This is a genomic window from Orenia metallireducens (genome assembly GCF_003001995.1).
Lineage (GTDB): Bacteria > Bacillota > Halanaerobiia > Halobacteroidales > Halobacteroidaceae > Orenia > Orenia metallireducens_B.
In genome coordinates this window covers 16,272-42,747 of sequence record NZ_PVNB01000020.1, presented here as the reverse complement: position 1 = coordinate 42,747, position 26,476 = coordinate 16,272, and the positions used below count along the sequence as shown (strand labels likewise).

23 protein-coding genes, 1 riboswitch and 1 other annotated feature are annotated in these 26,476 nt (G+C 34.8%); all 23 genes read right to left on the bottom strand.

Features of this window, described 5'->3' with window-relative positions; genetic code table 11:
• Positions 1-139: 139 nt before the first annotated feature.
• The 23 genes from BX659_RS13130 to nifJ all read right to left on the bottom strand — a co-directional run bounded on the left by BX659_RS13130 (position 140) and on the right by nifJ (position 26,410).
• Positions 140-1,465 carry an extracellular solute-binding protein gene (locus BX659_RS13130; RefSeq protein WP_097017834.1) on the bottom strand — a complete coding sequence of 442 codons (1,326 nt, stop codon included), beginning with the start codon at positions 1,463-1,465 and terminating at the stop codon, positions 140-142.
• Between the two features lie 260 nt (positions 1,466-1,725).
• On the bottom strand, positions 1,726-2,310 hold the full coding sequence (locus BX659_RS13125) for a TatD family nuclease-associated radical SAM protein (RefSeq protein ID WP_097017833.1): 585 nt from the start codon (positions 2,308-2,310) through the stop codon (positions 1,726-1,728).
• Between the two features lie 155 nt (positions 2,311-2,465).
• Positions 2,466-3,227: a TatD family hydrolase gene (locus BX659_RS13120; protein ID WP_097017832.1), complete on the bottom strand. Its 762-nt coding sequence runs from the start codon at positions 3,225-3,227 to the stop codon at positions 2,466-2,468.
• 130 nt (positions 3,228-3,357) lie between these two features.
• Entirely contained in the window at positions 3,358-5,307 is a 1,950-nt protein-coding gene (gene metG / locus BX659_RS13115) for a methionine--tRNA ligase (protein ID WP_097017831.1), read from the bottom strand.
• A 138-nt stretch (positions 5,308-5,445) separates the two neighbouring features.
• Positions 5,446-5,672, bottom strand: a binding site (T-box leader).
• A 222-nt stretch (positions 5,673-5,894) separates the two neighbouring features.
• Entirely contained in the window at positions 5,895-7,136 is a 1,242-nt protein-coding gene (locus BX659_RS13110) for a methyl-accepting chemotaxis protein (RefSeq protein ID WP_097017830.1), read from the bottom strand.
• Between the two features lie 184 nt (positions 7,137-7,320).
• On the bottom strand, positions 7,321-8,553 hold the full coding sequence (locus BX659_RS13105) for a methyl-accepting chemotaxis protein (RefSeq protein ID WP_097017829.1): 1,233 nt from the start codon (positions 8,551-8,553) through the stop codon (positions 7,321-7,323).
• Positions 8,554-8,659: 106 nt separating this feature from the next.
• The gene (locus BX659_RS13100) at positions 8,660-10,501 is read right to left on the bottom strand and encodes an ATP-binding protein (protein ID WP_097017828.1); all 1,842 of its coding nucleotides are present in this window, start codon (positions 10,499-10,501) and stop codon (positions 8,660-8,662) included.
• Positions 10,502-10,557: 56 nt separating this feature from the next.
• A complete protein-coding gene (locus tag BX659_RS13095; protein WP_097017827.1) occupies positions 10,558-11,571 on the bottom strand; it encodes a DNA double-strand break repair nuclease NurA in 1,014 nt (337 codons plus the stop codon).
• Positions 11,572-11,832: 261 nt separating this feature from the next.
• On the bottom strand, positions 11,833-12,684 hold the full coding sequence (rsmI, locus tag BX659_RS13090; RefSeq protein ID WP_097017826.1) for a 16S rRNA (cytidine(1402)-2'-O)-methyltransferase: 852 nt from the start codon (positions 12,682-12,684) through the stop codon (positions 11,833-11,835).
• Positions 12,677-12,931 carry a GIY-YIG nuclease family protein gene (locus BX659_RS13085; RefSeq protein ID WP_097017825.1) on the bottom strand — a complete coding sequence of 85 codons (255 nt, stop codon included), beginning with the start codon at positions 12,929-12,931 and terminating at the stop codon, positions 12,677-12,679. Before BX659_RS13085 ends, rsmI begins: the two co-directional genes overlap by 8 nt.
• Before the next feature lie 26 nt (positions 12,932-12,957).
• Positions 12,958-13,707, bottom strand: a complete 750-nt coding sequence (locus tag BX659_RS13080) for a tRNA1(Val) (adenine(37)-N6)-methyltransferase (protein WP_253250726.1) — start codon at positions 13,705-13,707, stop codon at positions 12,958-12,960.
• Positions 13,697-14,041, bottom strand: coding sequence for an initiation-control protein YabA (locus tag BX659_RS13075; protein ID WP_097017823.1), 345 nt, complete (start codon positions 14,039-14,041; stop codon positions 13,697-13,699). The genes BX659_RS13080 and BX659_RS13075 overlap by 11 nt, the downstream gene beginning before the upstream one ends.
• A gap of 57 nt (positions 14,042-14,098) precedes the next feature.
• Positions 14,099-14,905 carry a PSP1 domain-containing protein gene (locus tag BX659_RS13070; RefSeq protein ID WP_097017822.1) on the bottom strand — a complete coding sequence of 269 codons (807 nt, stop codon included), beginning with the start codon at positions 14,903-14,905 and terminating at the stop codon, positions 14,099-14,101.
• Positions 14,877-15,896 (bottom strand): DNA polymerase III subunit delta', encoded by a 1,020-nt coding sequence (holB, locus tag BX659_RS13065; protein ID WP_097017821.1) that lies wholly within the window; start codon positions 15,894-15,896, stop codon positions 14,877-14,879. The genes BX659_RS13070 and holB overlap by 29 nt, the downstream gene beginning before the upstream one ends.
• A 12-nt stretch (positions 15,897-15,908) precedes the next feature.
• Complete coding sequence (locus BX659_RS13060; protein ID WP_097017820.1) at positions 15,909-16,349, bottom strand: YaaR family protein; 441 nt, start codon at positions 16,347-16,349, stop codon at positions 15,909-15,911.
• Entirely contained in the window at positions 16,339-16,983 is a 645-nt protein-coding gene (gene tmk / locus BX659_RS13055) for a dTMP kinase (protein ID WP_097017819.1), read from the bottom strand. Before tmk ends, BX659_RS13060 begins: the two co-directional genes overlap by 11 nt.
• A gap of 362 nt (positions 16,984-17,345) precedes the next feature.
• Positions 17,346-18,803 (bottom strand): IMP dehydrogenase, encoded by a 1,458-nt coding sequence (gene guaB, locus BX659_RS13050; RefSeq protein ID WP_097017818.1) that lies wholly within the window; start codon positions 18,801-18,803, stop codon positions 17,346-17,348.
• Between the two features lie 114 nt (positions 18,804-18,917).
• Positions 18,918-19,017, bottom strand: a riboswitch (purine riboswitch).
• A 90-nt stretch (positions 19,018-19,107) separates the two neighbouring features.
• A complete protein-coding gene (locus BX659_RS13045) occupies positions 19,108-20,031 on the bottom strand; it encodes a thiamine pyrophosphate-dependent enzyme (protein ID WP_097017817.1) in 924 nt (307 codons plus the stop codon).
• Between the two features lie 12 nt (positions 20,032-20,043).
• On the bottom strand, positions 20,044-21,225 hold the full coding sequence (gene porA, locus BX659_RS13040) for a pyruvate ferredoxin oxidoreductase (protein ID WP_097017816.1): 1,182 nt from the start codon (positions 21,223-21,225) through the stop codon (positions 20,044-20,046).
• A 105-nt stretch (positions 21,226-21,330) separates the two neighbouring features.
• The gene (gene porD / locus BX659_RS13035) at positions 21,331-21,615 is read right to left on the bottom strand and encodes a pyruvate synthase subunit PorD (protein ID WP_097017815.1); all 285 of its coding nucleotides are present in this window, start codon (positions 21,613-21,615) and stop codon (positions 21,331-21,333) included.
• Complete coding sequence (locus tag BX659_RS13030) at positions 21,615-22,187, bottom strand: 2-oxoacid:acceptor oxidoreductase family protein (protein ID WP_097017814.1); 573 nt, start codon at positions 22,185-22,187, stop codon at positions 21,615-21,617. The genes porD and BX659_RS13030 overlap by 1 nt, the downstream gene beginning before the upstream one ends.
• Positions 22,188-22,439: 252 nt before the next feature.
• Positions 22,440-22,673: a DUF2508 family protein gene (locus BX659_RS13025; protein WP_097017813.1), complete on the bottom strand. Its 234-nt coding sequence runs from the start codon at positions 22,671-22,673 to the stop codon at positions 22,440-22,442.
• A gap of 146 nt (positions 22,674-22,819) precedes the next feature.
• Positions 22,820-26,410 carry a pyruvate:ferredoxin (flavodoxin) oxidoreductase gene (gene nifJ, locus BX659_RS13020; protein ID WP_097017812.1) on the bottom strand — a complete coding sequence of 1,197 codons (3,591 nt, stop codon included), beginning with the start codon at positions 26,408-26,410 and terminating at the stop codon, positions 22,820-22,822.
• Between the last annotated feature and the right edge of the window lie 66 nt (positions 26,411-26,476).

Here is a 26,476-nt window from a genome sequence, read left to right as displayed (position 1 = left end):
CTATAGCTTGTTGCAAAAGCTAATAATTTACTCCACCTAAGCTTATTCTCCTACTTAAATGATGAGGAATTATTAAATCAATAACTATATAGCTTCCATCATCTCATCTATTGGTCTTATCGTATTGATTATTTTTAATCTATTGCATCTCTGAACCCATTTTTTCAACAATCTCATGTATTTGAGCAGCTCCACTGTCAGGATCTAAATCCCCAGCTATAAGCTTCTCCAATACTAGATGAATATCACCCACAACCATACTTATTTCTGAAGTTACAGGCATAGACTCAGTATTTCTTAACTCTTTAGTATAATCATTCATAATTAGCTCTTCTCTTACACTCACTAACTGATAAACAGATTTATTTATTGGAAATAACTTATGTTTCTTAGCAAAGATCCTCTGAGCCTCTTTGCCAGTCATAAACTTAATAAACTTTAAAGCTGCAACCTGCTCAGTTTCTGATAACTTAGCTAACATAGTATATCCGCTACCACTTATCATTGGTTGTGCATACTCAGCAGCCTTTTTAAACTTAGGCAGTAACACAATACCTAAATCAACCCCTTTAGCTTTTATATGATCTCCATAAGACCAATTACCATTGATAATAAAGGCTACTTTGCCTTCTTTGAATAGATTATCCATTAGCTTATAATCAGCATTCTCTGGAACAACCTTATCTTTAAATTTCAAATCATAAACAAACTGTAAAGCATCTTTAGTAGCCTCAGCATTAAATCTTAGGCTATCACTTTGATCAAATAAACAACCGCCAAAACCACGATAAAATACCAACCACCAAACTGCTTCAGTCAAAGGATATACTAAGCCATATTGATCTATCTTTCCATCACCATCTATATCTTTAGTTACATCCTTTGCCATAGAGATTAATTCTTCCCAACTTTCTGGAGCTTTATCTACTAACTTTTTATTATAAAACAATGTTAATTGGCTATTAAGAGTATTTGGTACACCATAGACATGACCAGTTAAACTCATAGCAGGTAATGCATTTTCAACATACATATTCTTCATATTTTCACTCATTAATCCTTCTAGAGGTTGTGCAATTCCCATTGTAGAAAAGGGTCCAATATCATCAAAGGAACTGAGGGTAAGGGTGGGTCCATTCCCAACTATAAATGATCTTTGAGTATTTTCTATCAGATCTTCTGCTTCCATATGTGTTCTTTCAACTATAATATTAGGATTTTCCTTCTGGAATTTTTCGATTAATTGGTCAATTGTGTGTCCAACAACTGGTTTTATATCCTCCCACAGCTTTATCTTTACCTCACTAGATACTTCTCTTAAATCCAATCCTAGAAAGTTCTTTTCTACTTCTTTAGCTTGCCTAATATTCTGTTGCTTTAGAACTTCCTTACTAGAATTACAAGCAGCTACTAACAACAACAGCACAAAAACCATAACTAAAATACTTATAATTCTTCTCTTCATTCTGTCCCCCCTTTTTATTTTACATAGAAATCGGACTTTAAAATAAAATTTAAATATAGGGCTAAGAGATGATGCGACACTTTTTTTACTTTGGTAGTTAGGTAGTTTGGAGGTAGGTATTTAGGAAAAACCTAACCATCCAACCACCTACCCACCTCCTACTAGTTAGAAAAGATAACTCTACGTGTAAACCATACCGAAACTGTCGCAATAGCGTTATTAAACCCTACTTTAAAATTGGTTACCTATAATAAAATCATCTAAAACCTTCTTATCTTAAGTGGAACATTCAATTTTTTAGCTAACTTACTACAACTATCTATATCTACCTCAGGATAATCTACTACAGAAACTCTAACCTCAGATATATACTTTTTAGCTTCACTAATAAACTCAATTATAGCTGGAAATGCTTTATCTGAGAAAGTAGACTTACATATTTTTTGATAAGATTTAGAGTTATGAGCATTGAGACTGATAGAAATACTATCTATCAAATCTGAAATTTCAGGTAGAATATTTCTATTATGAATCAAATTAGCCTGACCATTACTATTGATTCTAATAGGAACTTTAGGGTAGTCATTTTTAAGATAATTACTTATCTCCTTTATCTCTTCTAGTCTAATCATCGGCTCACCATAACCACAAAAGATAATCTCATTATAAGCACTTGCATCTCCAATATTATTAATAATTTCTCTGGTAGTAGGCTCCTTGTCTAGCCATAAATTATAATCTCCAACACCATCTTTAAAGTTTCTAACACAAAACTCACAATCATTAGTACATCTATTTGTTAAATTTATATATAACTTATCTTCTAACCCATATGTAATCGCCATACTAATACCCCCATAATAATAATTTTATAATACTTAATCAGTAAAGATTACTAAAATAATATACTTTATTTCACATACACCTGAAATAAAATAAGATACTAATTGTAAATACAATTAGTATCTTATTTTACGATTATTCAATTAGAATTATTATACTATATCCCCAATAAATCCTTTGCATTCTCAGTAGTCTTTTCAGCTACTTCTGCTACATCTATTCCCTTAATCTCGGCTATCTTTTCTGCTACATGTATAACAAACTTAGATTCATTTCTCTTCCCACGATGTGGGGCAGGTGTTAAGTAAGGAGCGTCAGTCTCTATTAAAATCTTATCCAAAGCTATCTCTTTGACAACTTCTCTTAAATCTTTAGCATTATTGAAGGTAATTACCCCACCAAAAGCAAGATAGAACCCCATATCTATAAGCCTTTTAGCAGTCGCTAAATCATAGGCATAGCAATGTATAATCCCCTCTAAACCTTTAGCATGCTCCTCTAAGATTGCAAGAGTATCCTCTTTAGCATCACGACTATGAATTACAATTGGTAAATTGAGCTCTCTAGCCAGCTTTAACTGCTTCTTAAAGGCTTCCTGTTGCTCTTTACGTGGAGAGTTATCATAATAATAATCTAGTCCAATCTCACCAATAGCAACTACCTTCTCATTTTGAGCTAACTTGCTTAATTCATTGTAGTCATCCTCACTAATACCTTTAGCATCATGGGGATGAACACCTACCGCGGCATAAATGAAGTCATACTTTTTAGCTAAGTTCACAGAGTTACGGCTAGATTCCATATCAGCCCCTATATTAACTATCCTCTTAACTCCAGCATCATAAGCAGCCTGGATAACCTCATCTCTATCTCCATCAAATCGATCAAAGTCCAAATGTGCATGAGTATCTGTAAACATAATATCACCTCCCTAAGTTCAGTTAATAGTTGAAAATTTATAGTGTATAGTTAAAGATTAAAACCTTAACAAACTAACATCTTAAATTTTGCCTTAACTATTAACTACCAACTATACACTATCAACTGATTTATTTTACTTGTGCTCCACTATCAATATCTCTATCAACTGTAGTTACAGTTAATTCGCCTTCATCATTAGATGCTGCCAAAATCATACCATTGGATTTCACCCCAAAGATAGTAGCAGGTTTTAAGTTAGCAACCATAACTACCTTCTTACCTACTAACTCTTCTGCTTCATAGTGCTTAGCAATTCCAGCAACCAATTGGCGTTTCTCCTCACCTAACTGCACCTGCACTTTAAGTAATTTATTACTTCCTTCAATCTGTTCTGCTTCTAAAACTTCTGCTACTCTCAATTCTAATTTGCCAAATTCATCAAAGCTTATATATTCTTGTTCAGACATCTCCTTCTCACCCTTTTTCTTATTATTTTTATCTTGAGCTTTCTTTTCTTCTTCTAATTTTTTGTAATATTCCTCTGCATCTATTCTAGGGAAGATTGGATCACCATTCTTCACTTTAGTACCAGCTTTTAGCTTACCTTGAGCTTTAGCATCTTCCCAGCTCTGTTCTGCTAAGCTCTCTTCAATACCTAATTGCTCCCACATCTGAGCTGGTGCTTCTGGTAAAAAGGCAACTAAGGTAATTGCTACCCTTCTTAAAGTATCTAAAAGATTATACAATACTGTTCCCAATTCATCACGTCTATTCTCATCCTTAGCTAAGACCCACGGCGTAGTCTGATCAATATATTTATTAGTTCTTCGAATTAAATTCCATAAGTCCTCTAAAGCAACACTAAATTGTAAGTTCTCTAGATTCTCTTCTAAAGATTTAAAGGTACTAGCAGCTACCTTAGCTAAATCAGCATCAAATTCAGTCTCAACTTTTGACTCTGGAATTACTCCCTCAAAATATTTATCGACCATTGCTACAGTTCTATTCAATAAATTTCCTAAATCATTGGCTAAATCAGAGTTGATTCTTTGGATAAAGTTATCTGTAGAATAAGAGCCATCAGTTCCAAAAGCAATCTCTCTTAATAGATAGTAACGGACAGCGTCTACCCCAAAGTCATCAATTAGTTTAACTGGGTCGATTACATTCCCCTTAGACTTAGACATCTTTCCACCATCAACAAGTAAGAAACCATGTCCAAAGACCTTTTTAGGTAGAGGGAGGTCAGCTGCCATTAAGATAGTTGGCCAGATAATTGTATGGAATCTTAAGATATCCTTACCTACAATATGGATATCAGCAGGCCAGAACTTATTGAACTTCTCCTCATCTCTATTCCAGTCAATCCCTGTTAAATAACTGGTCAAGGCATCAAACCAGACATAAATCACATGCCCTTCATCAATTGGTACCGGAATTCCCCAATCAAAGGTAGTTCTAGAAACACATAAATCCTCCAACCCATCTTTAATAAAGTTAATCATCTCATTACGCCTTTTAGCAGGTTGAATGAAATCAGGATTCTCATCTAAAAACTCTAATAATCGATCTTGATATTTTGACATTTTAAAGAAGTAACTCTCTTCTTCCATCCATTCTACCGCTCGATTACAATCGGGACAATTCCCCTCTTCATCTAGCTGTCTTTCAGTCCAATAGGTCTCACAAGGTGTACAGTAATACCCTTCATACTTACTCTTATAGATATCACCCTTATCATAAACCTTCTTGAAGATATACTCTACATCTGCTCTATGTTCATCACTAGTAGTTCGAACAAACTCTGTATAATCTACCTTTAGCTTATCCCATAACTCTTTGAAGGAAGCTACAATCCCATCAACATACTCCTTCGGGGACATATCATGCTTAGCAGCAGATTTTTGAATCTTCTGCCCGTGCTCGTCAGAACCAGTAATCAGTTCACACTCATATCCTTGTAATTTCTTAAATTTAGTAATCGTATCTGCTGCTGTTGTCGTATAAGTATGACCAATATGCAGCTTGTCATTTGGATAATAAATCGGTGTTGTCACATAAAAAGTCTTATTACTCATCTTTATTCCTCCTATATTTATAAAATTTACAATTAGCAAATGCCAATACACAATTAAAATACCTATTACATCTTATTTAATTGTCACTTGTACATTCTACATTGTCCATTAAATATAAAAACCCCTCGTCCCTAAAATTATAGGGACGAGGGGTTAACTATCGTCGCGGTACCACCCTAATTGCTATATACTTAATTATATAGCCACTCTTAAGCTGATAACGGTAGCAACCCGATATGATCTACTAAACTTCAACCATATAGCTCTAGGACCATCTTCAGTATTCTTGCTCTTACTGGTTCTCAACCTCAGCCCAGCTCTCTGTAAACAGCTTAAATACTTACTCTTCCCTTCTTTGCTTCTAACCTATATACTTTTAATACAATACTAATTTTCCTTTAACAACCACAAATCCCCTTCGGGTTCCTTGAACCCTTCGTGAGCAATAAGTGCCTAAAACCACCAAGCACTTATTGACTCTACTCTTCCCTTCTTCGCTTTTACTATATATATTTAATTGACTTTTAATATCCAGAACTTAGTTTAAAATATACAAGATATTAATAGTTTTGTCAAGTTAAAGAAAATTATTCTTTTGATAAATTAATCTCTTCAACTAATTTTTCTAAGTCAGCAACAACTGCTTCCAATTTGCCAACAGTCTCTGAAGATTTTTCTGCCTCAACAGACTGTTCCTGACTAATAGCAGCTACCTCTTCTGCCGAAGCAGATATCTCTTCTACAAAACTGGCTATATCCTCACTAGAAGATACAGCCTTATCTAACGCCATATCTAATTCATTTACCTTATCCTTAATGGTAATAAATTCTTTATTAGCCTGATTGATAATATCTAAACCAGTATCAGCCTTTTCACGCCCAACTTCCATCTCTTTTACAGTATCTTCAGATTGTCTTTTCATCTGCTTAATTAAATCTACTATATCTTCAGCAGATTTATTAGATTCTTCTGCCAACTGTCTAATCTCTTCAGCTACAACTGCAAAGCCTTTGCCATGCTCTCCTGCCCTTGCAGCCTCAATACTAGCATTTAATGCTAACAGATTTGTCTGTTCTGCTATATTAGTAATAGCACCAACAAAATTGCTAATCTCTTGAGTAAAACTATTCAACTTATCCACTGTTGTTGCAGAATTATTGATGCTTAAGTCAATCTCTTCCATTACTTCTACAGCACGACTGATAATCTCATTTCCTTCATTAGCAGCCTTAGAGATATCTCTAATGGATATCTGATTATTATCAGTAATATTCCCATTTATCCTCTGAATATTATCTGATAATCCTTGAATTAAATTAACATTCTGCTCAGCACTGCTTGCTACCTCTCCAATAGCTTCAGCAGATCTAATAGCCATCTCATCTGCTTGTCTAGTAGATACAGATAACTCCTTGCTTACTTGACTTACCTCAGTAGTAGTATAATTAATCTCTTTTAACATCTTATTCATATCTAATATCATATTCCCTAGCTCTCGCTGTAAATAACCAATCTCACCTGAACGTTGGAACTTTAAATCCTCTTCCTTTAACTCATCTCTACCTATGTTCTTGACTAACTTAATCATCTGTTTAATAGGTCTGATAATCATAAATTCAGTTAGAGCTTGTATCACTATCATACTTATAATAATATTGGTAATAGCCGAAATGATAACTGGGTTTAGCCCCATAGAATGCTCCATAATGTATCCTTTTGCCAATTGAGCCAAAGTAGGCCCTGCAGATAAAGATAATAGTAATACTAATGCAAACTTATACCTCAAACTCAACCCTATATTAGAAGACTTCTTAGATTTTAACCCCACTTTTTATACCCCCTCATTTACATACTTATAATTATATATTTAATTCTATAAAATACTACAAATTCCTTTTTCATAAAGGTATATTAAAATAATTTTTGCTTAAATACTACATTAATACTAATTTTCAAGCAAAAATAGAGGATATTCTAATAATATTATTAGAATATCCTTTATTTAAAAGAGTCTAATCTCGATGTAGATGTATCTCTTCAACTAGCTGCTGTAAATCAGTTACTAATATATCTAGCTCATTTGCTAAAGCCGATGTTTCTTCAGCATCTGCAGACTGCTCTTGACTAATAGCAGCTACTTCTTGAGCTGCACCAGAGATATCTTCTGTAAAGGTAGCAACTCCCTCCATAATCTCCATTATACTATCTAAAGTATTATGAAGACTATTGATTCTATTCTTTATATCAGCAAAGGATTGATCAGCCTGATTAATTATCTCAAGACCAGAATTGGCTTTATCTCTACCCAGCCTCATTTCATCAACAGTTGTTTTAGATTTTTTAGTCATATCTTTAAGTAAAGCAACTATATCCTCAGCAGCCTTATTTGATTCTACTGCCAACTCTCTAATCTCTTCAGCCACTACTGAAAAACCTTGACCAGCTTCACCAGCTCTAGCTGCTTCAATAGATGCATTTAACGCTAATAAGTTTGTCTGTTCCGCTATTCCTGTAATAGCATCTACAAAACGGCTAATGTTTTGAGTAAATTCATTCATCTCTTCTACTATCACTGTAGATTTATTGATTCTTTGAGCAAGTTCTGTAATCATATTAACAGCATCACCGATAACTTCATTACCAGTATTAGCAACATCAGATACTGCTTGAATGGAGTATTTACTATTACCTGCACTACCACTGATTTCCCTAATACTCATTTTCAATCCCTCTACTAGATTAACCTCTTGCTGTGACTTAAAGGCTATATCCTGTATAGAATGAGCTGCTTGCTGACTCATCATCCCTGACTCTTCAGAGGCTCTAGCCAGATCAGAGCTTATACTCTCTACACGATTAGTGGTGCTATTAATCTTTTCTAGCATTTTATTCATACTTATTATCATCTTGTTTAACTCTGTTTGTAGAGAGCCTATCTCATCATTGCGTTTTACTTTATTAACATCAATATCCAAATTCCCCTTAGATACTTGACGAGTTAACTTAGTCATGTTATTGATCGGTTTTATAATTAAGCGATTGGTTAACAATAAAATCATTCCAGTTATAATAATTCCCTGAATAACTGTTGTGACATAAACTAAAAAATCTCCTTGATAAATATTGCTTGAAATAAACAAGTTTAATTTATCGGCAATAAATGAACCTATCAGTAAAGAAACAATTACTGCAAACACAAATTTAACCCTTAAACTGATCTTAAAATTACGTCCCAAACTTTTCAAGTCAAATTCCTCCCCCTTATCTTCTTATATTAAAATATCACTACATTATTTATTCTACAACATTGTCAAATCACCTTTAATCTCAACAACATTATTCCCAGTGATATTATTCTATCTCTTCATAAATTTTACCGAAAATTGATTTTCTAGCAACAATCTTCCCCTTTTCTGCCAAATCATCTAATTTGTCTGCTAGAATATTTCTTTCTAGCACTACATCTAATCTATCATTAATCTCCTCTAACTTTGACATCATATCATTGCTATCTATAGGAAGGCTATTTACGATAGCTTGATACAACTTATCATCCTCTGCTTCACTATGGTTATTTAATTCTTCAAAAGGGTTCTCAGTATGAGGACTTTCAGTCTTAGAAGCTCTGATTCTAACTGCTAAGGTTCTACCAAAGATAGCTGAAGAGACAAAGGTATCTCCAGAACGCAAATAAGGTAACCGTTTAGCCTCTTCTGCTGTCAGATCTGTCTCCTGCTTAATCGTCTCAATATCACTGGCTCTAACGGTTCTAAAGACAAATTTAGTATTCAACTGTGCCGTTACAGTCTCATCTAATAAGGTCGGTCTTTGAGTAGCTAAAATTAAGAAAGTTCCATACTTTCTCCCCTCTTGAGCAATCTCTTTAATCACCTTATTGGCTGGAGCATCATAGCCTTTAGGAGCAAAGTTATGGGCCTCATCAGTTGCAATTACAAAAGGAGGGAAGTAGTCTACCTCCTGTTGACGATATTGAGCATCTTTATAGTCTCTGCGCTTACGATATAATGTTCCTAAGACATAAGTAGCAAATACCTGTAATAACCAGATTGGACCTTGGATAACTACCAGTTTACGCTCTTTAATCCCTACTTCAATCTGATCAATGCTGTGGCTAAATAGTCCTTCTCTCTCTAAACGATTCAGCCTCCAAATTAGACCACTAACTGAGCTAGGAGGTAAATTCCCATAAGCATCTAACAGCTCCAAATACATCTGGTACTCTTCCTTTAAATCACCCTCTACTGCACCACTTTTTACATCTCTTTCTAGGCGTTTTCTTCCTAGTTCTTGAGCCTTTTGCAGATCTTCTAATCTCCCTTTAAAGCTTAATAAGCTATCTCTCTTATGATGTAAGCTCTGAACAGCATTAATCATAGAATCACTCAAACTACTCGCTGCTGCCAATAAATCAGATAAATCCTTAGTACTTAAATCACTAAAGTTAACCCCTACAGTCTGTCCAATCTGATAAACTTCAAAATCATTACTAAAGTCATTGGCATATTTATCAGCTAATTTTTCAAATTTTGTACTAAAATCCATCTCAAAGTGAGGATCAAAGACGATAGTTGGTACTCTTAATTTCATCAACTCTTCTAGGATAACCCTCATCCCAAAGGATTTACCTGAACCAGACCCACCTATAATTCCAATATGGGGATATTGATGCATCGCCTTGACCTTAAAGTTGAAAGGAACTCCTATTTGGGGAATTACCTCCTCATCTTCAAATAAAGGGGCTATATCCTTTAGCTCTTCATCCATCTCTTGGCCCATCTCTTCTGTCCCCTTGATCACACCAAGAACCAGACCATCTTCTGGTCTTTCTTTGACCAAAAGACTCTTTACTTCACTGAATTCAGGACTTACTACATTAGAACCAGTCTTTATAGGGTAAGGTGCTTCTTTAAGTAATCTTACCTTAGCAATATTAATCTCATCTTCAGAGATGTTATAGCCTATACTCTGTAGTGAGGCAATAACCCCTTTATCTACAAATCCCTTATCTATTGATAATGGTATGTATCTATTATAAGCCTGTGTTTCTACAACTTCACCTAATGGAGTACCTAAACTTTCATCTACTATCTTTAGCATCTCATTGATTCTAAACTTTCTCTCTTTAGAAGCTACATAAACCTCCTGCTGAGTAGTCAAACCTACTACCTGCATATTAAACCACCTTCCATCTTTAATTATCAATTATTAATTATAAATTATGCATTGCCTTAGTAAACTCTATCTGCTCTTTTAGAATGGAATAACCGCTGTTTCAAAGTAGGATCTAGATAGTTATCAATAATCATCTCCATCATCTTATTGCTAATTCTGACCTCTTCATCAACGATATCAAGCCAGATTGGAATTCCCCTGCCTGCTTCTGGAGTTAAAGAATAGACTAAGCTAGCCACATCCTTGATCACACTACTCTGCTCCTTTAAGAGATCTATTCCAATTACCCCAGGATCACGAGAACTTCTGACAAAGGCCTTTTTAAGTTGATCCTTTGGGTCAGCAAATAACATCATCTCTCCTATTTCTAATAGACCAAACATTAGCTCCCTGTCATACATGTCAACCATCTTATTAGGTAAATCATCACCTAAAGCTAGGCTTAAATCATGGGTTCCTATCTCTTCGATAACTCCGACAATCAAGACCTCTCTCTTTAAAGCCAACTCTACTAGCTCTTCCCACTCCTCTTCAGCCTGAATCTTATATCTAGCTAAAGAACCATCCATCATTATCAAACTTGGATTCCATTTTAATATGCTATCATAAGCTACCAACACCTCTAAGCTAGCCAATAATGAACTCCTAATCTTTCCTGCTACCTCTTGAGCATAGACCTTACTATCTTCATCAACCTTATTATTTGCAATAGATACCTTCTTTAAGATATTCTGCTTATCCTTTTCAATCATGGGACTGAAGATATCATGCCTAACGATGCCCGATTGACTTCTATCAGTACTTTTAGCCAAAGCCTGTAAGAGCTCAATATAATGGGGATAGACCTTACCCTGTTTATTGACTGAGCCATCTACCCCAATAATAGGTCTACCTTTAATTAACTTATCAATCTCTACTTTTTTCATTCTATTTAAACTGATAAACTCCGCCATCTTACTAATCAATCGGCGTAAATCCTTTTTACCAAGATTAGATTGATTCTCATACTTCTCTTTTAATTTATCATTACAGTCCTTTAATAAGAACTTCAAATCTTCTGTTAGGAGCATCTTCATCACCAACCTTTATCTTTAATCTTCAACATCTAAAAAGAACTTCCTGCTTAAGAACTTTTCTTTTATTTGCCAATTTAAGTATTATAAGTCTAAGATCAAGATTGAGTAGATCATAAGATCACTTTTCAATATTTTACTTAGACTTAACCTTAACTTGAACTATCTTAATATTACAATGCTTCCTAAACCATCTCTTACTATCCGCAAAGGTTAAAATATACAAAAAGAAGAGCTTCTCCAGCCCTCCCTCTCCATTTATATATTAACTTTTATCTTAGTGGCAATCTGATAAACTTCATTTTTGGGTAAGGAACGTAATTTAGCCACTTCTTTAATAGCTTTCTTCTTAGTCAAACCATCTGCCATTAAACTTTCTAGATGATCTAAAATAGATAGACCTCTCCACTCCTCTAGCTCTTCATCTTGCTGAATTACTCCACCTTCAACAACCAAGACCATCTCACCTCTAGGGGAATCCTCTTTAAACTCCTCTAGCAGTTCACTGACTTTGCCACTAATCGTCTCTTCAAACTTCTTAGTCAGCTCCCTGCATAAAGCTATCTTCCTATCTCCCAATACCTCTAAGATATCAGCTAAGGTCTTGGTCAAACGATGGGGTGCTTCATAAAATATTAGTGTCCTCTCTTCCCCTTTTAGGCCCTCTAAATAACTTCTCCGCTCATTCTTCTTTCTAGGTAGAAAACCTTCAAAGGCAAAACGGTCTGTTGGCAACCCTGAAATGACCAAGGCTGTGGTCATAGCTGTAGGACCAGGGATTGGAACAACCTTAATCCCTTCTTCTCTAAGCAAAGAGATTAACCTATATCCTGGATCAGATATTCCTGGCATCCCTGCATCAGAGACCAAAGCAACATCTAATCCGCCTCTTAATCTCTCTAAAAGCTCCTTACTCTTCTCTAATTCATTATGTTCATGATAACTGGTTAATTTGGCTTCAATCTGATAATGATTGAGTAATTTTCTAGTATGCCGAGTATCCTCAGCAGCAATCAAATCAACCTCTTTTAATGTATTTAAAGCACGCAAGGTAATATCATCTAAATTCCCAATTGGAGTCCCACAGACATATAAAATCCCTTCATCCATCTATATCACCCTTTATTAATCTCAATTTATCCTGCCTTTTCAACTGTTTAATAGCATATTCCCGCTTCATAGCTTCACTCTTAGTCTGATACTCTTCAAAATAACGGAGCTTAACAGGGGTTCTACCCCGAGTATATTTAGCACCCTTACCAGAGTTATGCAGGTTAATCCTTCTCTCTAAATCATTAGTATAACCAGTATATAAAGTATTATCAGCACACTGTAGTATGTAAACATAATTAGACATCTAACCACCCTTTAAAGAAGAATCAATTACTTCTCAGGAAAATAAATCTTCTTTACCTCTTCAGTATAGTTCCCTTTATCATCATTAAGAATTAAAGGAGCTAAAATATCTAGACCAACGCCTCCACCTTTAACACCTTCTACCAAAAATAACTTAGCCTCTTTATCAATCTGTGAATGAATCAACCTTAACCTCTTAGCAGCTAAATTATACTTGTCCATCAAAGATAATAACTCAGCTAATCGCTGAGTTCTATAAACATAAGCAACCTTACCTCGATACTTAAGTAATTGGCTACTCATCTTAATAATATCTTCTAAGTCACACTCTATCTCATGGCGGGCAATAGCTACTTTATCCTCCAGATTAATCTTGCCACTGCTAGCCTTCATATAAGGTGGATTACTGATGATATAATCAAAGCTCTCCCTTTTAAATACTTCTAACCCATTCTTGATATTAGCATTAATAAACTCTAATTTATCTTCTATATTATTGTATTTGGCACTACGTTTGGCCATATCAATTAATTCTGCTTGAATATCAATACCATAAATCTTCTCGACTTGATATTTAGCCTGCATTAAATGAGGGATAATTCCACTGCCTGTACCTATATCTAAAACCTTGGAGTTCTTTTTAGGACTAGCAAAATTAGCAAGTAGAACAGCATCCAGTGAAAAACAGAAGTAATCAGGATTCTGAATTAATTTCAAATCATCAATTAATAGATCATCCAAGCGCTCTGTCTTTTTTAAATTAACTCTATTTATCACTAGATTCTTCCTCCACTTCATCTAAATTATTGTCTAAGAGTCCCATACAGAATAAACAGTCACTCTCACGCCCTTCTCCAAAGTTAAGATGACAGACATGGAAACCTTCTCTATATAAACGAGTTAAATTATCATAACCCATTCCTCCCTCTTGGTCAGGCTCCTCTTCCTCTTCTTTAGTAAAAAGTAACTTCTTTAGGTTTTGATTCTCTTCTTTCAGTTTCTCATTCTCTTTATATATATTATAAATCGTATTCTTCATCTTCTGAAAATCATTAGTCAAAACCTGTAACTCTTCCTGAAAATGAGCCAAAAGACTAATAATCTCTTCCACTATTGCAACCTCCATATCCCCAAAGTCTTATTCCTCAATATTCTATATCCTACACTATTAATCCTCTTTTTTCTCTTCAATATCATCAGCAGATACTTCAATACTCTCTTGACCACTTAATTCTACCGTTAAAGTCTCTTTAACCACATTCAATCCAGTGACTGTGCCAACCTCTTCTCCAATCTCTACTTCTTCACCTATATCAGGTAAATCATCTTTAGTCTCTAAATAATTATCAGATTCATACTTTAAACAACACATTAATCGACCACAAATCCCAGAAATTTTCTCTGGATTTAGTGATAAGTCTTGGTCTTTAGCCATCTTAATAGTAATTGGATCAAATTCCCTTAAAAAGGTCTTACAACACAGACTTCTACCACATTGACCAATACCACCCATTAATTTAGTTTCATCCCTGACACCTATTTGTCGTAGTTCTATTCTTGTTCTAAATATCGATGCTAAATCCTTAACCAATTCCCTAAAATCTATCCTTCCATCAGCCGTAAAATAGAATAACAACTTACCTTTGTCAAAGGTATACTCTGAATCGATCAATTTCATTGGTAATTTATGTTCTGCTATCTTCTCTTCGCAGATTTCAAAAGCCTTTTCTGCTTCCTTTTCATTCCTCTTAGCTTGCTGTATATCATTGTCATCGGCTTTCTTCTTTATTGGCTTTAACTCTGATTTTGAATTAACTTTAGCAATCTCTTTAGAATCTATAATAACTTCTCCTAGCTCTAAGCCACGAGCAGTTTCTGCAAGAATTTTATCACCTATATTTAACTCAATGCCATTAGGCTTAAAGTAATATATTTTACCTGCTTTTTTAAATGTAGCTCCTATTACTTGCGGCATAATTCTTCCTCCTTAATTTATTTAACCTTAAAAATAACACCTCTAAAGCCAACTGTAGATTAACATTTAAGTTATTTATTATATTACTGCTATCTTCTATCAATCTTATTATAGCTTCTATACCTTCTACTCTCCACTCTTTGGCTTCATCACTTAACTTATTATAGTAATCAATATTAATTAAATTCTTATTTTGACCCAATTTAACCATTAATAGATCCCGATACCAGGTTAAAATCATATCTAAAATCAAATTAACTTTATCCCGTTCATCTAATAGTTTTTGCACAAATTCAAAGCTTTCGATTCTAGTTAAATCCTTTAAAGAATTGGCTATTTTAAGTATCTCTCTTCTTTCCTCTACCTTATCTATATTCTCTACCCACTCTAAAGCAAATCTATACCTTCCACCTGCTAAAGTAGTAAATAATGTTGCCTCTTCTTCTGACACATCATAGTCTTGAATTAGACTATCCTTAATAATATCATCAGCAACTAATTGGAATCTAATCAATTGGCATCTTGAGATAATGGTAGGTAGGAGTTTATTTAAATTATTTGTAATCAATATTATAATTGCATAGCTTGGAGGTTCTTCTAAAGTCTTAAGCAGACTATTAGCAGCCTGTGTATTCATCTTATCAGCTTGATGAATTATATAGACTTTCTTTTTACTTTCATAAGGCTTATATAAAATCTCTTGTTGCAACTTACGAATTTGATCTATTTTAATAAAAGCACCATCAGGATAAATCTCTTTAATATCTGGATGGTTCTTATTATTGGCTTTTCTACAGGATATACAATGATTACAAGAATCATTATCATTCTCTTGACAATTAATTGCTTTAGTAAATTCAAAGGCTGTTGAATCTTTGCCTAAACCCTCTTCACCAGTAAATAAGTAGGCATGGCTTAACCTTTGTTGAACTAGTGCATTCTTTAATATAGTTTTTGCTAGGTCTTGTCCTATTATTTGATTAAAAGACATGAAAAACTCCCCTTATCTATATAAATCTACTAACATTCCCCGTACCTCATCTAATTTCCCCAAAATATCTAATTGTGATGACTGTTCATCGAGAATCATCTTAGTTAAATCCTCTAAAGATTTATCTACTGACTTGACTATCGTATGAACCTTTCCTTGCATAGGACTATAGTCCTCTTGCACATCATACATCTGCCCTACAGTCTCCTTAACAAACTGCTTAACCATCTTCTTATATCTAATTAACTCTCTAAAAGTACGATGTTTATTCAACCGCTCACCTTGTTGGTCAATCATCTCCAATAGTTCATCTAATTTACCCTTAATCTGTACACCATGAACCTTGGTTAACTCTTCTAAAAAATCGGTCTTTCTCCCCTCAATTTTCCTCACCTGACTTCCAGAAGCTCTAGCAGTATTTACATTACTCTTTAATTTATTATCAATTTTCATCTCTTATCAACCTCTTTTGAAGTATGATTTTAATTGAATTAAAGATATCTTCAATTGATTGCTTAGCATCAATCAATTCTATTCTCTCTTTCTTATTAGCCAAATCTAAATAACCCTCTCTTACCCTCTGATGAAAAGAAATCTTCTCAGCTTCAATTCTATCTCCTTTATAATGATTTTGAGCAGTTACTTGCTTTGCTCTTTGTAGAGATATTTGAGGATCAATATCTAAAAGCAAGGTTAAATCTGGTTCTAAACCTTCTGTAGCTATAACATTTAACTCTTCAATCAACTTTTGGTTTAATCCCCTTGCATAACCTTGATAAGCCAAAGTAGCATCGGTATATCTATCACTAATCACGATCTTGCCTTTTGCCAAAGATGGCTTAACTAATTCAAAAACATGCTGAGCTCTCTCAGCTACATATAGTAACAATTCTGCCCTAGATACTAACTCTGTATTATCTGGACTAAGTAAAATTCTTCTAATCTCCTTACCTACTTCTGTATCACCTGGCTCAAAAGTAGTTAGAACTTTATATCCTAAACCCTCTAAATATTCCTTGATCAATCTAACCTGAGTTGATTTCCCAGAACCTTCTACACCCTCTAGTGTAATAAAGTATCCCTTCATTGAACTTCCTCCAATATTTTTATGACTATTGTTATTATTCTTGACCGATAAATAAACTCCTTTATATTAATAATTCCATTATAATATTATACCTTTTAACAACATCTTACCATAGAAAATTACCTATTAATAGTATTTTATTGAGTAGATAAATTTTACTAAACAAAAATAAACTAATCTAAATTAATGATTCCTCTTATAAATAAAGTAAATTCAAAAGTTATCATATCACCAAAAAGTGATTTGGGTAATCAAAAGATTTATATTAATAAGTATATCCGAAATTAAAGATTTAATTATAACTATTCTCTTCTATCTTAAGATAATAAAAAGAAAAGTCCTCAATTTGAGGACTTTTACTATTAATCAACACTATAATTTGGAGCTTCTTTTGTAATTGTGACATCATGAGGATGGCTCTCTCTTAATCCAGCAGCAGTAATCTTAATAAATTGACCTTTCTCGATTAAATCGTTAACAGTAGCAGCACCACAGTACCCCATTCCTGCTCTCAACCCACCTACCATCTGATAGATAGTATCTGCCAATTCTCCTTTATAAGGAATACGCCCTTCAATACCTTCTGGTACTAATTTCTTATCATCTTCTTGGAAGTAACGGTCTTTACTTCCCATCTTCATGGCACCAATTGATCCCATACCGCGATAAACCTTATAACTTCTTCCTTTATAGATTACCTTCTCCCCTGGAGCTTCATCTGTCCCAGCTAAGACACTACCTAACATAACTGCACTAGCTCCAGCAACCAATGCCTTAACTACATCACCAGAGTACTTAATTCCTCCATCAGCAATAACAGGAACTCCATACTTATTAGCTTCCATAGCACAATCATACACAGCAGTAACCTGAGGTACTCCCACACCTGCTACTACTCTAGTTGTACAGATAGATCCTGGTCCAATTCCTACTTTAACAGCATCCGCTCCTGCCTCAATTAAAGCCTTAGTAGCCTCAGCAGTAGCTACATTTCCTGAGATAATATTCAATTCTGGGTACTTCTCCTTAACTCCCTTAACCATATCAATTACCTTTTGAGAATGTCCATGAGCAGTATCAATAATTACAACATCTACTTCTGCCTCTACTAAAGCTGCAATCCTCTCTTTAGTTCCTTCACCGATTCCTACAGCAGCTCCACATAATAGACGCCCTTGTTTATCTTTAGCAGCATTAGGATATTCCTCTGCTTTTTCAATATCTTTAATAGTAATTAATCCTTTTAAAACATTATTCTCATCTACTAATGGTAACTTCTCAATCTTATGCTTCTGTAAAATCCCTTTAGCCGCCTCTAAATCTGTTCCTACTGGAGCAGTTACTAAATGTTCACTAGTCATTACATTACTAATCTCTTGATCATAATCCTCTTCAAATAATAAATCTCTATTAGTCAAGATACCTACTAGTTTCTTCTCACTATCTACAATTGGAACTCCTGAAATATGATATTTAGACATCAATTCCTCTGCCTCATAAACCTTATTGTCAGGATTTAAATAGAAAGGATTAACGATAACACCATTCTCAGAACGCTTAACCTTATCAACTTCCTCTGCTTGTGCTTCAATTGGCATGTTCTTGTGTATAATTCCAAGTCCACCTTGACGAGCCATAGCTATAGCCATATTAGCCTCCGTTACTGTGTCCATAGCCGCACTTAAGATTGGAACATTTAGCTTAATATTCTTAGTTAAATTTGTACTAGTATCTACTTCCTTAGGTAACACTTTAGAATGAGCTGGTATTAATAAAACATCATCAAAAGTCAAACCCTCTTTAACAAACTTATCTTTCATATTTACTCCCCCTTTAATAGTTTATCTATCATAAATTGCTTTTAAAAGTCATTGATTGATATATAAAACCCTAAGCATAGTTCTCTATATACTTAGGGCTCAAAAATGCACATAACCTGAAAATCTATAATTCGTAGTCAGGTAGTTACGGCCACCTGGTAGAAACTTTCGAGCCCATTCTCGATTTTATACGAAACTTTACTATGTCTTTTTAATTTTTTTAAGTTTATCAACTTTATACTAAGATGTCAAGTAGAAGTAGAAAATAAAATTAGAGGTCTGATAAATCAGACCCCTAATCTTATTATTGCCTTTCACCACAGCGCTCTAAGATATAATTCCACCTCTTATCAGTATGCTCTTGAATATCTTCAATTATATGCTCATTTCCTCGTTTAAATAGATGCTTAAATCTACCTTGTTGCCTTAACCATTCTTCGACAGGTTTCTTCTTTCTAGGCTTATAAAGTAGTTTCCATTCACCATTTTCTATCTCAAACATTGGCCAAACACAGGTATCTGCTGCTACCTTAGTCAATTCAATCCCTTTTTCTGCTCTACTTCTCCACCCACGAGGACAAGTAGCTAATACATTTAAAAAAGCAGGTCCTTTAGTTTCAAAGGCCTTTTGGGCTGCTTTCATCAACTCTTGTGGTTTAAAGGGAGAAATTTGAGCAACATAAGGAATATTATGGGCTGCCATAATATCAGTTAACTCTTTTCTATATTGTTGCTTACCAGCAATTACCTTTCCTGCTGGAGAGGTTGTTGTATTAGCACCTTTAGGTGTAGCACTAGAACGTTGAATACCAGTGTTCATATATGCACCATTATCATAACATACATAGACCATATCATGACCCCGTTCCATAGCACCTGATAATGATTGGAATCCAATATCATAGGTTCCTCCATCTCCACCAAAGGCAATAAAATCAAAGTCCTCTTCCATCTTACCTTGCTTCTTTAAAGAACGGTAAGCAGCTTCAACTCCACTAACAGTTGCTGCAGAATTTTCGAAAGCATTGTGAATAAAAGAATCCTTCCAAGCAGTGTAAGGATAGATTGAGCTAGAAACCTCTAAACAACCTGTTGCTGCCCCTACTACTGCTGGATTCTTACTGGCTCTCATAATTAGATTGGTAACAGGCCCTGCTACACAACCCGAACATAATCTATGTCCACCTGTAAATCTTTCACTTGTCTTAGCAGCTTCTTTTAACTTCATTTATTCCACCTCCTATTGCCTTACACCAAAGTGAGTAATTCTATTTTCCACTTGACCAGTTTTAATAATTTCTTGTAGATCATTAAATATACTCTCAATCTCTTCGACCTTAATGTCCCTACCACCTAAACCATAGATATAGTCAACAACCTCTACATTGGCTTTTATATCATATAAGACACTTCTAATGTCAGCAAATACTGGACCTCCATTTGTGGAGAAACTCTCTGCTCTGTCTAAGACAGCAACAGCTTTGATATCTTTTAAAGCATCTGCTATCTCTTCAGCAGGGAATGGTCTATAGACTCTAATTTTTAATAAACCAGCTTTTACCCCTGCTTCTCTTAAATTATTTACAGCTGCCTTAGCTGTTCCTGCAGTAGAGTTTAAGGCTACAATCGCCACTTCGGCATCATCTAATTTATATGATTCAAAAAATCCATATTCTCTAGCAGTTAACTCTTTATATTCTTTAGCAATATCCAAAATTACCTGTTTAGCATCTCCCATTGCCACAGCTTGTTGCATCTTATGTTCAAAATAGAAATCCTGTAAATCTAAAGGACCTATAGCAATTGGATTGTCTGCATTTAGTAAATAATTTTCTGGTTGATACTCTCCTACAAACTCCTTCACATCTTCATCAGCTAATATCTCTAAACTCTCTACTGCATGACTTGTGATAAAACCATCTAAATTCACCATTGTTGGTAACAATACATCTTTGTGTTCAGAGATTCTAATAGCTTGAATAGCATTGTCATAGGCCTCTTGGGCATTCTCAGCATACAATTGAATCCATCCAGAATCACGAGCACCCATGGCATCACTATGGTCACAGTGAATATTGATTGGACCACTTAAAGCACGATTTACAACTGGCATTACAATTGGTAACCTTGTCCCTGATGCTATGTACAATATCTCCCACATCAAAGCTAATCCATTAGCAGCAGTTGCTGTCATAGCCCGAGAACCAGCAGCACTAGCACCTACAGTGGCACTCATAGCACTATGTTCACTCTCTACAGTAACATATTCAGTATCTACCTCTCCATCGGCTACAAATTGAGAGAAAGTCTGTACCATTGCAGTCTGTGGAGTGATCGGATAAGCAGCAACAACATCTGGATTTATCTGTCGCATAGCTTGGGCTAAAGCTTCATTACCAGTCAAAGCAACTTTACTAGACACTTTATTACCTCCCTCTAAAATCATTTAATAAAGAATAGTGAGTATTGAATAAATAAATTCAAAACCAAAATTATTCTTTATTATTTATTCTTTGCTATTTGTTCTTTACTCTTTCACCATTTCAATAGCATTTACAGGACATTCATTGGCACAGATTCCACAACCTTTACAGTGGTCATAATCTATCTGATCTGAGACAACACCATCTTCAGAAAGGATAGAAATATCAGGACAGAAAGCCCAGCATAAATGGCAATTAATACACTTTTCTTTATCTAGAATCGGCTTCTTAGTTCTCCATCCCCCAGTTTTATATTCTTTTGCATTACCAGCATCCAAAATCAATCCACCAATAGGAATATCCTTATACCCATCACCTGGTTTAACCATTATTGTTTCACCTCCTGATAAGCCCGCTTCATTGAATTCATATTCCCTTCAACTACTTCAGGCTTATGAGCAAACTTCTTCTTAAATTCACTCTCTACTTCAACTACAAATCCATCAAAATCTAATAAGTCGGTAGCTTTAATCAAAGCACCTAACATTGGCGTATTAGGAAAAGGAGCACCAATCTCTTCAGTTGAGATACCATAAGCATCTACTGTATAAACCCCACCTTCAAACCCTAACTTTTCTCTTATTTTAGCAGTTTCGACTTCTGTATTGACAATAATAGTCCCATCTGCTGGAACCCCCTCAGTTACATCTACAACCTCCAATAAGGTTGGATCTAAAACTACCACGATACTAGGCTCAGTTACTTGGCAGTGGACAAAGATGGGCTCATCACTGATCCTATTATAAGCTAATACTGGAGCACCCATTCTCTCTGGACCATACTCGGGAAATGCCTGAATATTCTTTCCTGTTTTAGCAGCAACTTTCCCTAATAAAATAGATGCCGTTTTTGAACCTTGACCACCTCGACCGTGCCAACGAATTTCCGTTAAATTTGCCATATATTCTCCTCCTTTCATTTTAGAAAATTAATCAAAAATTAAATTATCATTTTAATAGTCTTCATATATAATATTTGTTTCTTTTATAATGATTATCCAGATTATTATCTTATTTCAAAGAATTCATATTTTAATTTTTATGCTAACTATAGAAAAACACCTTCTCAGTTATTATGTAGTAGCAATAGACTAAATTTTTGGAATCAATCTCTTTAAATAAATTTTAGTGTCTTCAAGCTCACAGGATAATATTTAATTTTTATTTATTGACCTTTTCTGTTTTAATAAGTATCTATATTTACTTTCAGCAGCTTCTAATAGATAGATAGCATGGTCAATTAAATCAGGGTCAGATACAGAATTAAAATAATTTCTAGCATCATCCCACTCTTCTCTGGCTTCTATAATTTGCTCTTCTAAGTTTTCATTTACCCCTGTAGAAAGATTAGAAAAATCAAATATCTTACTGATAAGTTCAAAGGACATTAGTTTTTGACCTCCTTTAAAGGTAATAGTTGACTATAGAATACCCAGAGTGGATAGAAAATATTAAAATTAGATGACTATAGTTATCAAAAAAGAAAAAAGCAGTGGATATTATATCCACTGCTTTAAAAATTAATTATCTATAATTATTCTTTTGTAGCTGCAACTTCATCCTTAGCAATATCTGCTTCAGAATTTTCTAAAGAGTAATCCATTGCAAGATAACGTTGATACATTGTCCAACGACGTTGAGCTTCTTTCTTATTTAATTCTAATAACTCTTCAGCTTCCTCTGGATTAATCTTATATAGCTGAGAATAACGTCTTTCGCTCATTAAGAAGTCTTGATACTTATCCCATTGAGGATCCTTACAATCGATTTGGAATGGATTCTTACCTTCTTCAGCTAATGCAGGATCAAATCTGAATGTTGGCCAATATCCACACTCAGTAGCTAATTTAGCTTGAGATTGAGCATTAGTTAATCCACCCTTAACACCATGGTTAATACATGGAGAGTAAGCAATTACGATTGATGGTCCATTATGAGCCTCAGCCTCTAGCATAGCCTTTAATACTTGAGCTTGGCTTGCACCATGAGATACTTGAGCTACATATACATGACCATAAGTCATAGCAATTGCAGCTAAATCCTTCTTCTTACCGGATTTACCAGCAGCTGTAAACTTAGCAATAGAACCAGTTGGAGAAGCTTTAGAAGACTGTCCACCTGTGTTAGAGTAAACCTCTGTATCTACTACCAAGATATTAATATCATCATTACTAGCAATTACATGGTCTAATCCACCATAACCGATATCATAAGCCCATCCATCTCCACCGATCATCCAGTTAGATTGTTTTACGATGAAGTCTTTAACACCTAAGATTTCCTTAGCTGCTTCACAAGAAGTATTAGCCAAAGCATCAACTAATTTAGCTTTTAAGTCTTTAGTAATAGCACCACTGTTACGGTTTTCCATCCATTCAGTGAATAATTCTTGTAACTCAGGCTCTACTTGATCCATAGTTTCGGCCATGATATTTGCAATTCTGTCACGAGTAGTTTCAGAAGCAACTCTCATACCATATCCAAATTCAGCATTGTCCTCAAATAATGAGTTTGCCCATGCTGGACCTCTACCATCAGCATCTGTAGTAAATGGAGTTGCTGGATAAGAACCACCATAGATTGAAGAACATCCAGTTGCATTTGCAATTGTCATTCTATCTCCAAATAATTGAGAGATTAACTTAACATATGGAGTTTCTCCACAACCAGCACAAGCTCCAGAGAACTCAAATAACGGCTTAGCAAATTGAGAACCTTTAACATTAGTTGTCTTTAATAAGTCATCTTTATATGTTACTTCATTGAACATATATTCTGCATATTCTGGTTCCCCAGCTGCAATAGACTCTTTAATTGGTACCATTTCAAGAGCTTTATTTCCTCTCATACCTGGACATACATTAGCACAAACTCCACATCCAGTACAGTCTAAAGTAGAAATCTGTAGACGATATTCTAATCCATCTAGTCCTCTACCCATAGGCTTCTTAGTTATCATACCTTCAGGAGCATTAGCAACCTCTTCTTCATCCATTAAGAATGGTCTAATTACTGCATGAGGACAGACAAAAGCACATTGATTACACTGAATACAGTTGTCATGTACCCATTTTGGAACGAAGTTAGCAATACCACGTTTTTCATAAGCAGCAGCACCATTAATCATAGTTCCGTCTTCATAACCTTCAAATGCAGATACTGGTAACTCGTATCCTTTAATAGCATTGATTGGATCTGCAATATTCTTAACGAAATCTGGACGAGTTTCATCTACTTGAGCAGCTTGTTCTGCTTCAAGATTAGCCCAAGCTGAGTCAACTGTTACTTCTACTAAACCTTCAGCACCTTTATCGATAGCCTTCCAGTTAAGTTCAACGATCTCTTTACCTTTACGTCCATATAACTTTTCAGCATACTCTTTCATTAATTTTTGAGCTCTGTCATAAGGCATGATCTGCTCATTTAATTTAAAGAATGCAGATTGCATGATAGTGTTAGTACGACGTCCTAATCCAATATCTTGAGCTAAAGTTACAGCATCAATAATATAGAACTTAGCATCTTTTTCAGCCAATTGTTTTTTAACACTATTAGGCATCTTCTCTACAATTTCATCAGCACTAGAAACTGTATTTAATAAGAAAGTTCCACCTTCTTGTAATCCACTTAGCATATCATACTTATCTAAGTAAGAATCTGTAGAACAGGATACAAAGCTTGGAGTAGATACTAAGTAAGTAGATCTAACAGGGTCTTTTCCAAAACGTAAGTTTGAACGAGTTACCCCACCTGACTTCTTAGAGTCATATGCAAAGTATCCTTGTGCATATAAATCAGTGTTGTCACCGATAATTTTGATTGTATTCTTATTAGCACCAACAGTACCATCAGAACCTAATCCATAGAATAATGCTTCAGTTACATCATCAGATAATACATTAACTTCCTCTTCAACTGCTAAAGATAAGTTAGTTACATCATCAACGATACCGATTGTAAAGTTATCTTTAGCTTCTCCTGCCAAGTTATCAAATACAGCAATGATCTGTGCTGGAGTAGTATCTTTTGAAGATAATCCATAACGTCCACCAATAATTAATGGAGCATTTTCTTTACCATAGAATACTGACTTAATATCTAAGTATAATGGCTCTCCTGCAGAACCAGGCTCTTTTGTTCTATCTAATACAGCAATTTTTTCAACACTCTCTGGTAAAGCATTGAAGAAATATTTAGCACTAAATGGACGATATAAGTGAACAGTTAATAAACCTACTTTACGCCCTTGAGCTACTAAATAATCCACTGTTTCTTCAATAGTTTCAGTTACAGATCCCATAGCGATAACAACATCAGTTGCATCTTCAGCACCATAATATACAAATGGAGCATAGTCACGTCCAGTTACTTTAGAGATCTCTTCCATATATTTTGCAGCAATATCAGGAAGTGCATCATAATATTTATTTTGAACCTCTCTAGTTTGGAAGTATACATCATCATTTTGAGCACTACCACGAGTTACAGGATGCTCAGGATTTAATGCATTATTACGGAATTCTTGAACAGCATCTCTATCTAATAAACGATCATATACTTCATAATCCATCAATTCAACTTTTTGAATTTCATGAGAAGTACGGAATCCATCAAAGAAGTGTAAGAAAGGAACCTTACCTTCAATTGCAGCCAAGTGAGCTACCCCACCTAAGTCCATAACTTCTTGTACTGATCCACTTGCTAACATAGCAAAACCAGTCTGTCTAGCAGCCATTACATCTTGATGATCACCAAAGATTGATAATGCTTGTGCAGCAATTGATCTTGCAGCCACGTGAATAACACCTGGTAATAATTCACCAGCGATTTTATACATATTAGGAACTTTTAAAAGTAACCCTTGAGATGCAGTGTATGTAGTAGTCAATGCACCTGCTTGTAAAGAACCATGTACTGTTGCAGCTGCTCCAGCTTCTGATTGCATCTCTACAACATTTACAGGCATACCAAATAAATTTTTCTTCCCTTGAGAAGCCCATAAGTCAACATACTCAGCCATCGGAGATGATGGTGTAATAGGATAAATACCAGCTACTTCAGTAAATGCATAAGAAGTATATGCAGCAGCTTGATTTCCATCCATAGTTTTCATTTTTTTAGCCAATCTTTCCGCCCCCTTGTTTTATGTTTATGCTGTGTTCTAAAATTACATATTTTTAGTATACTACAA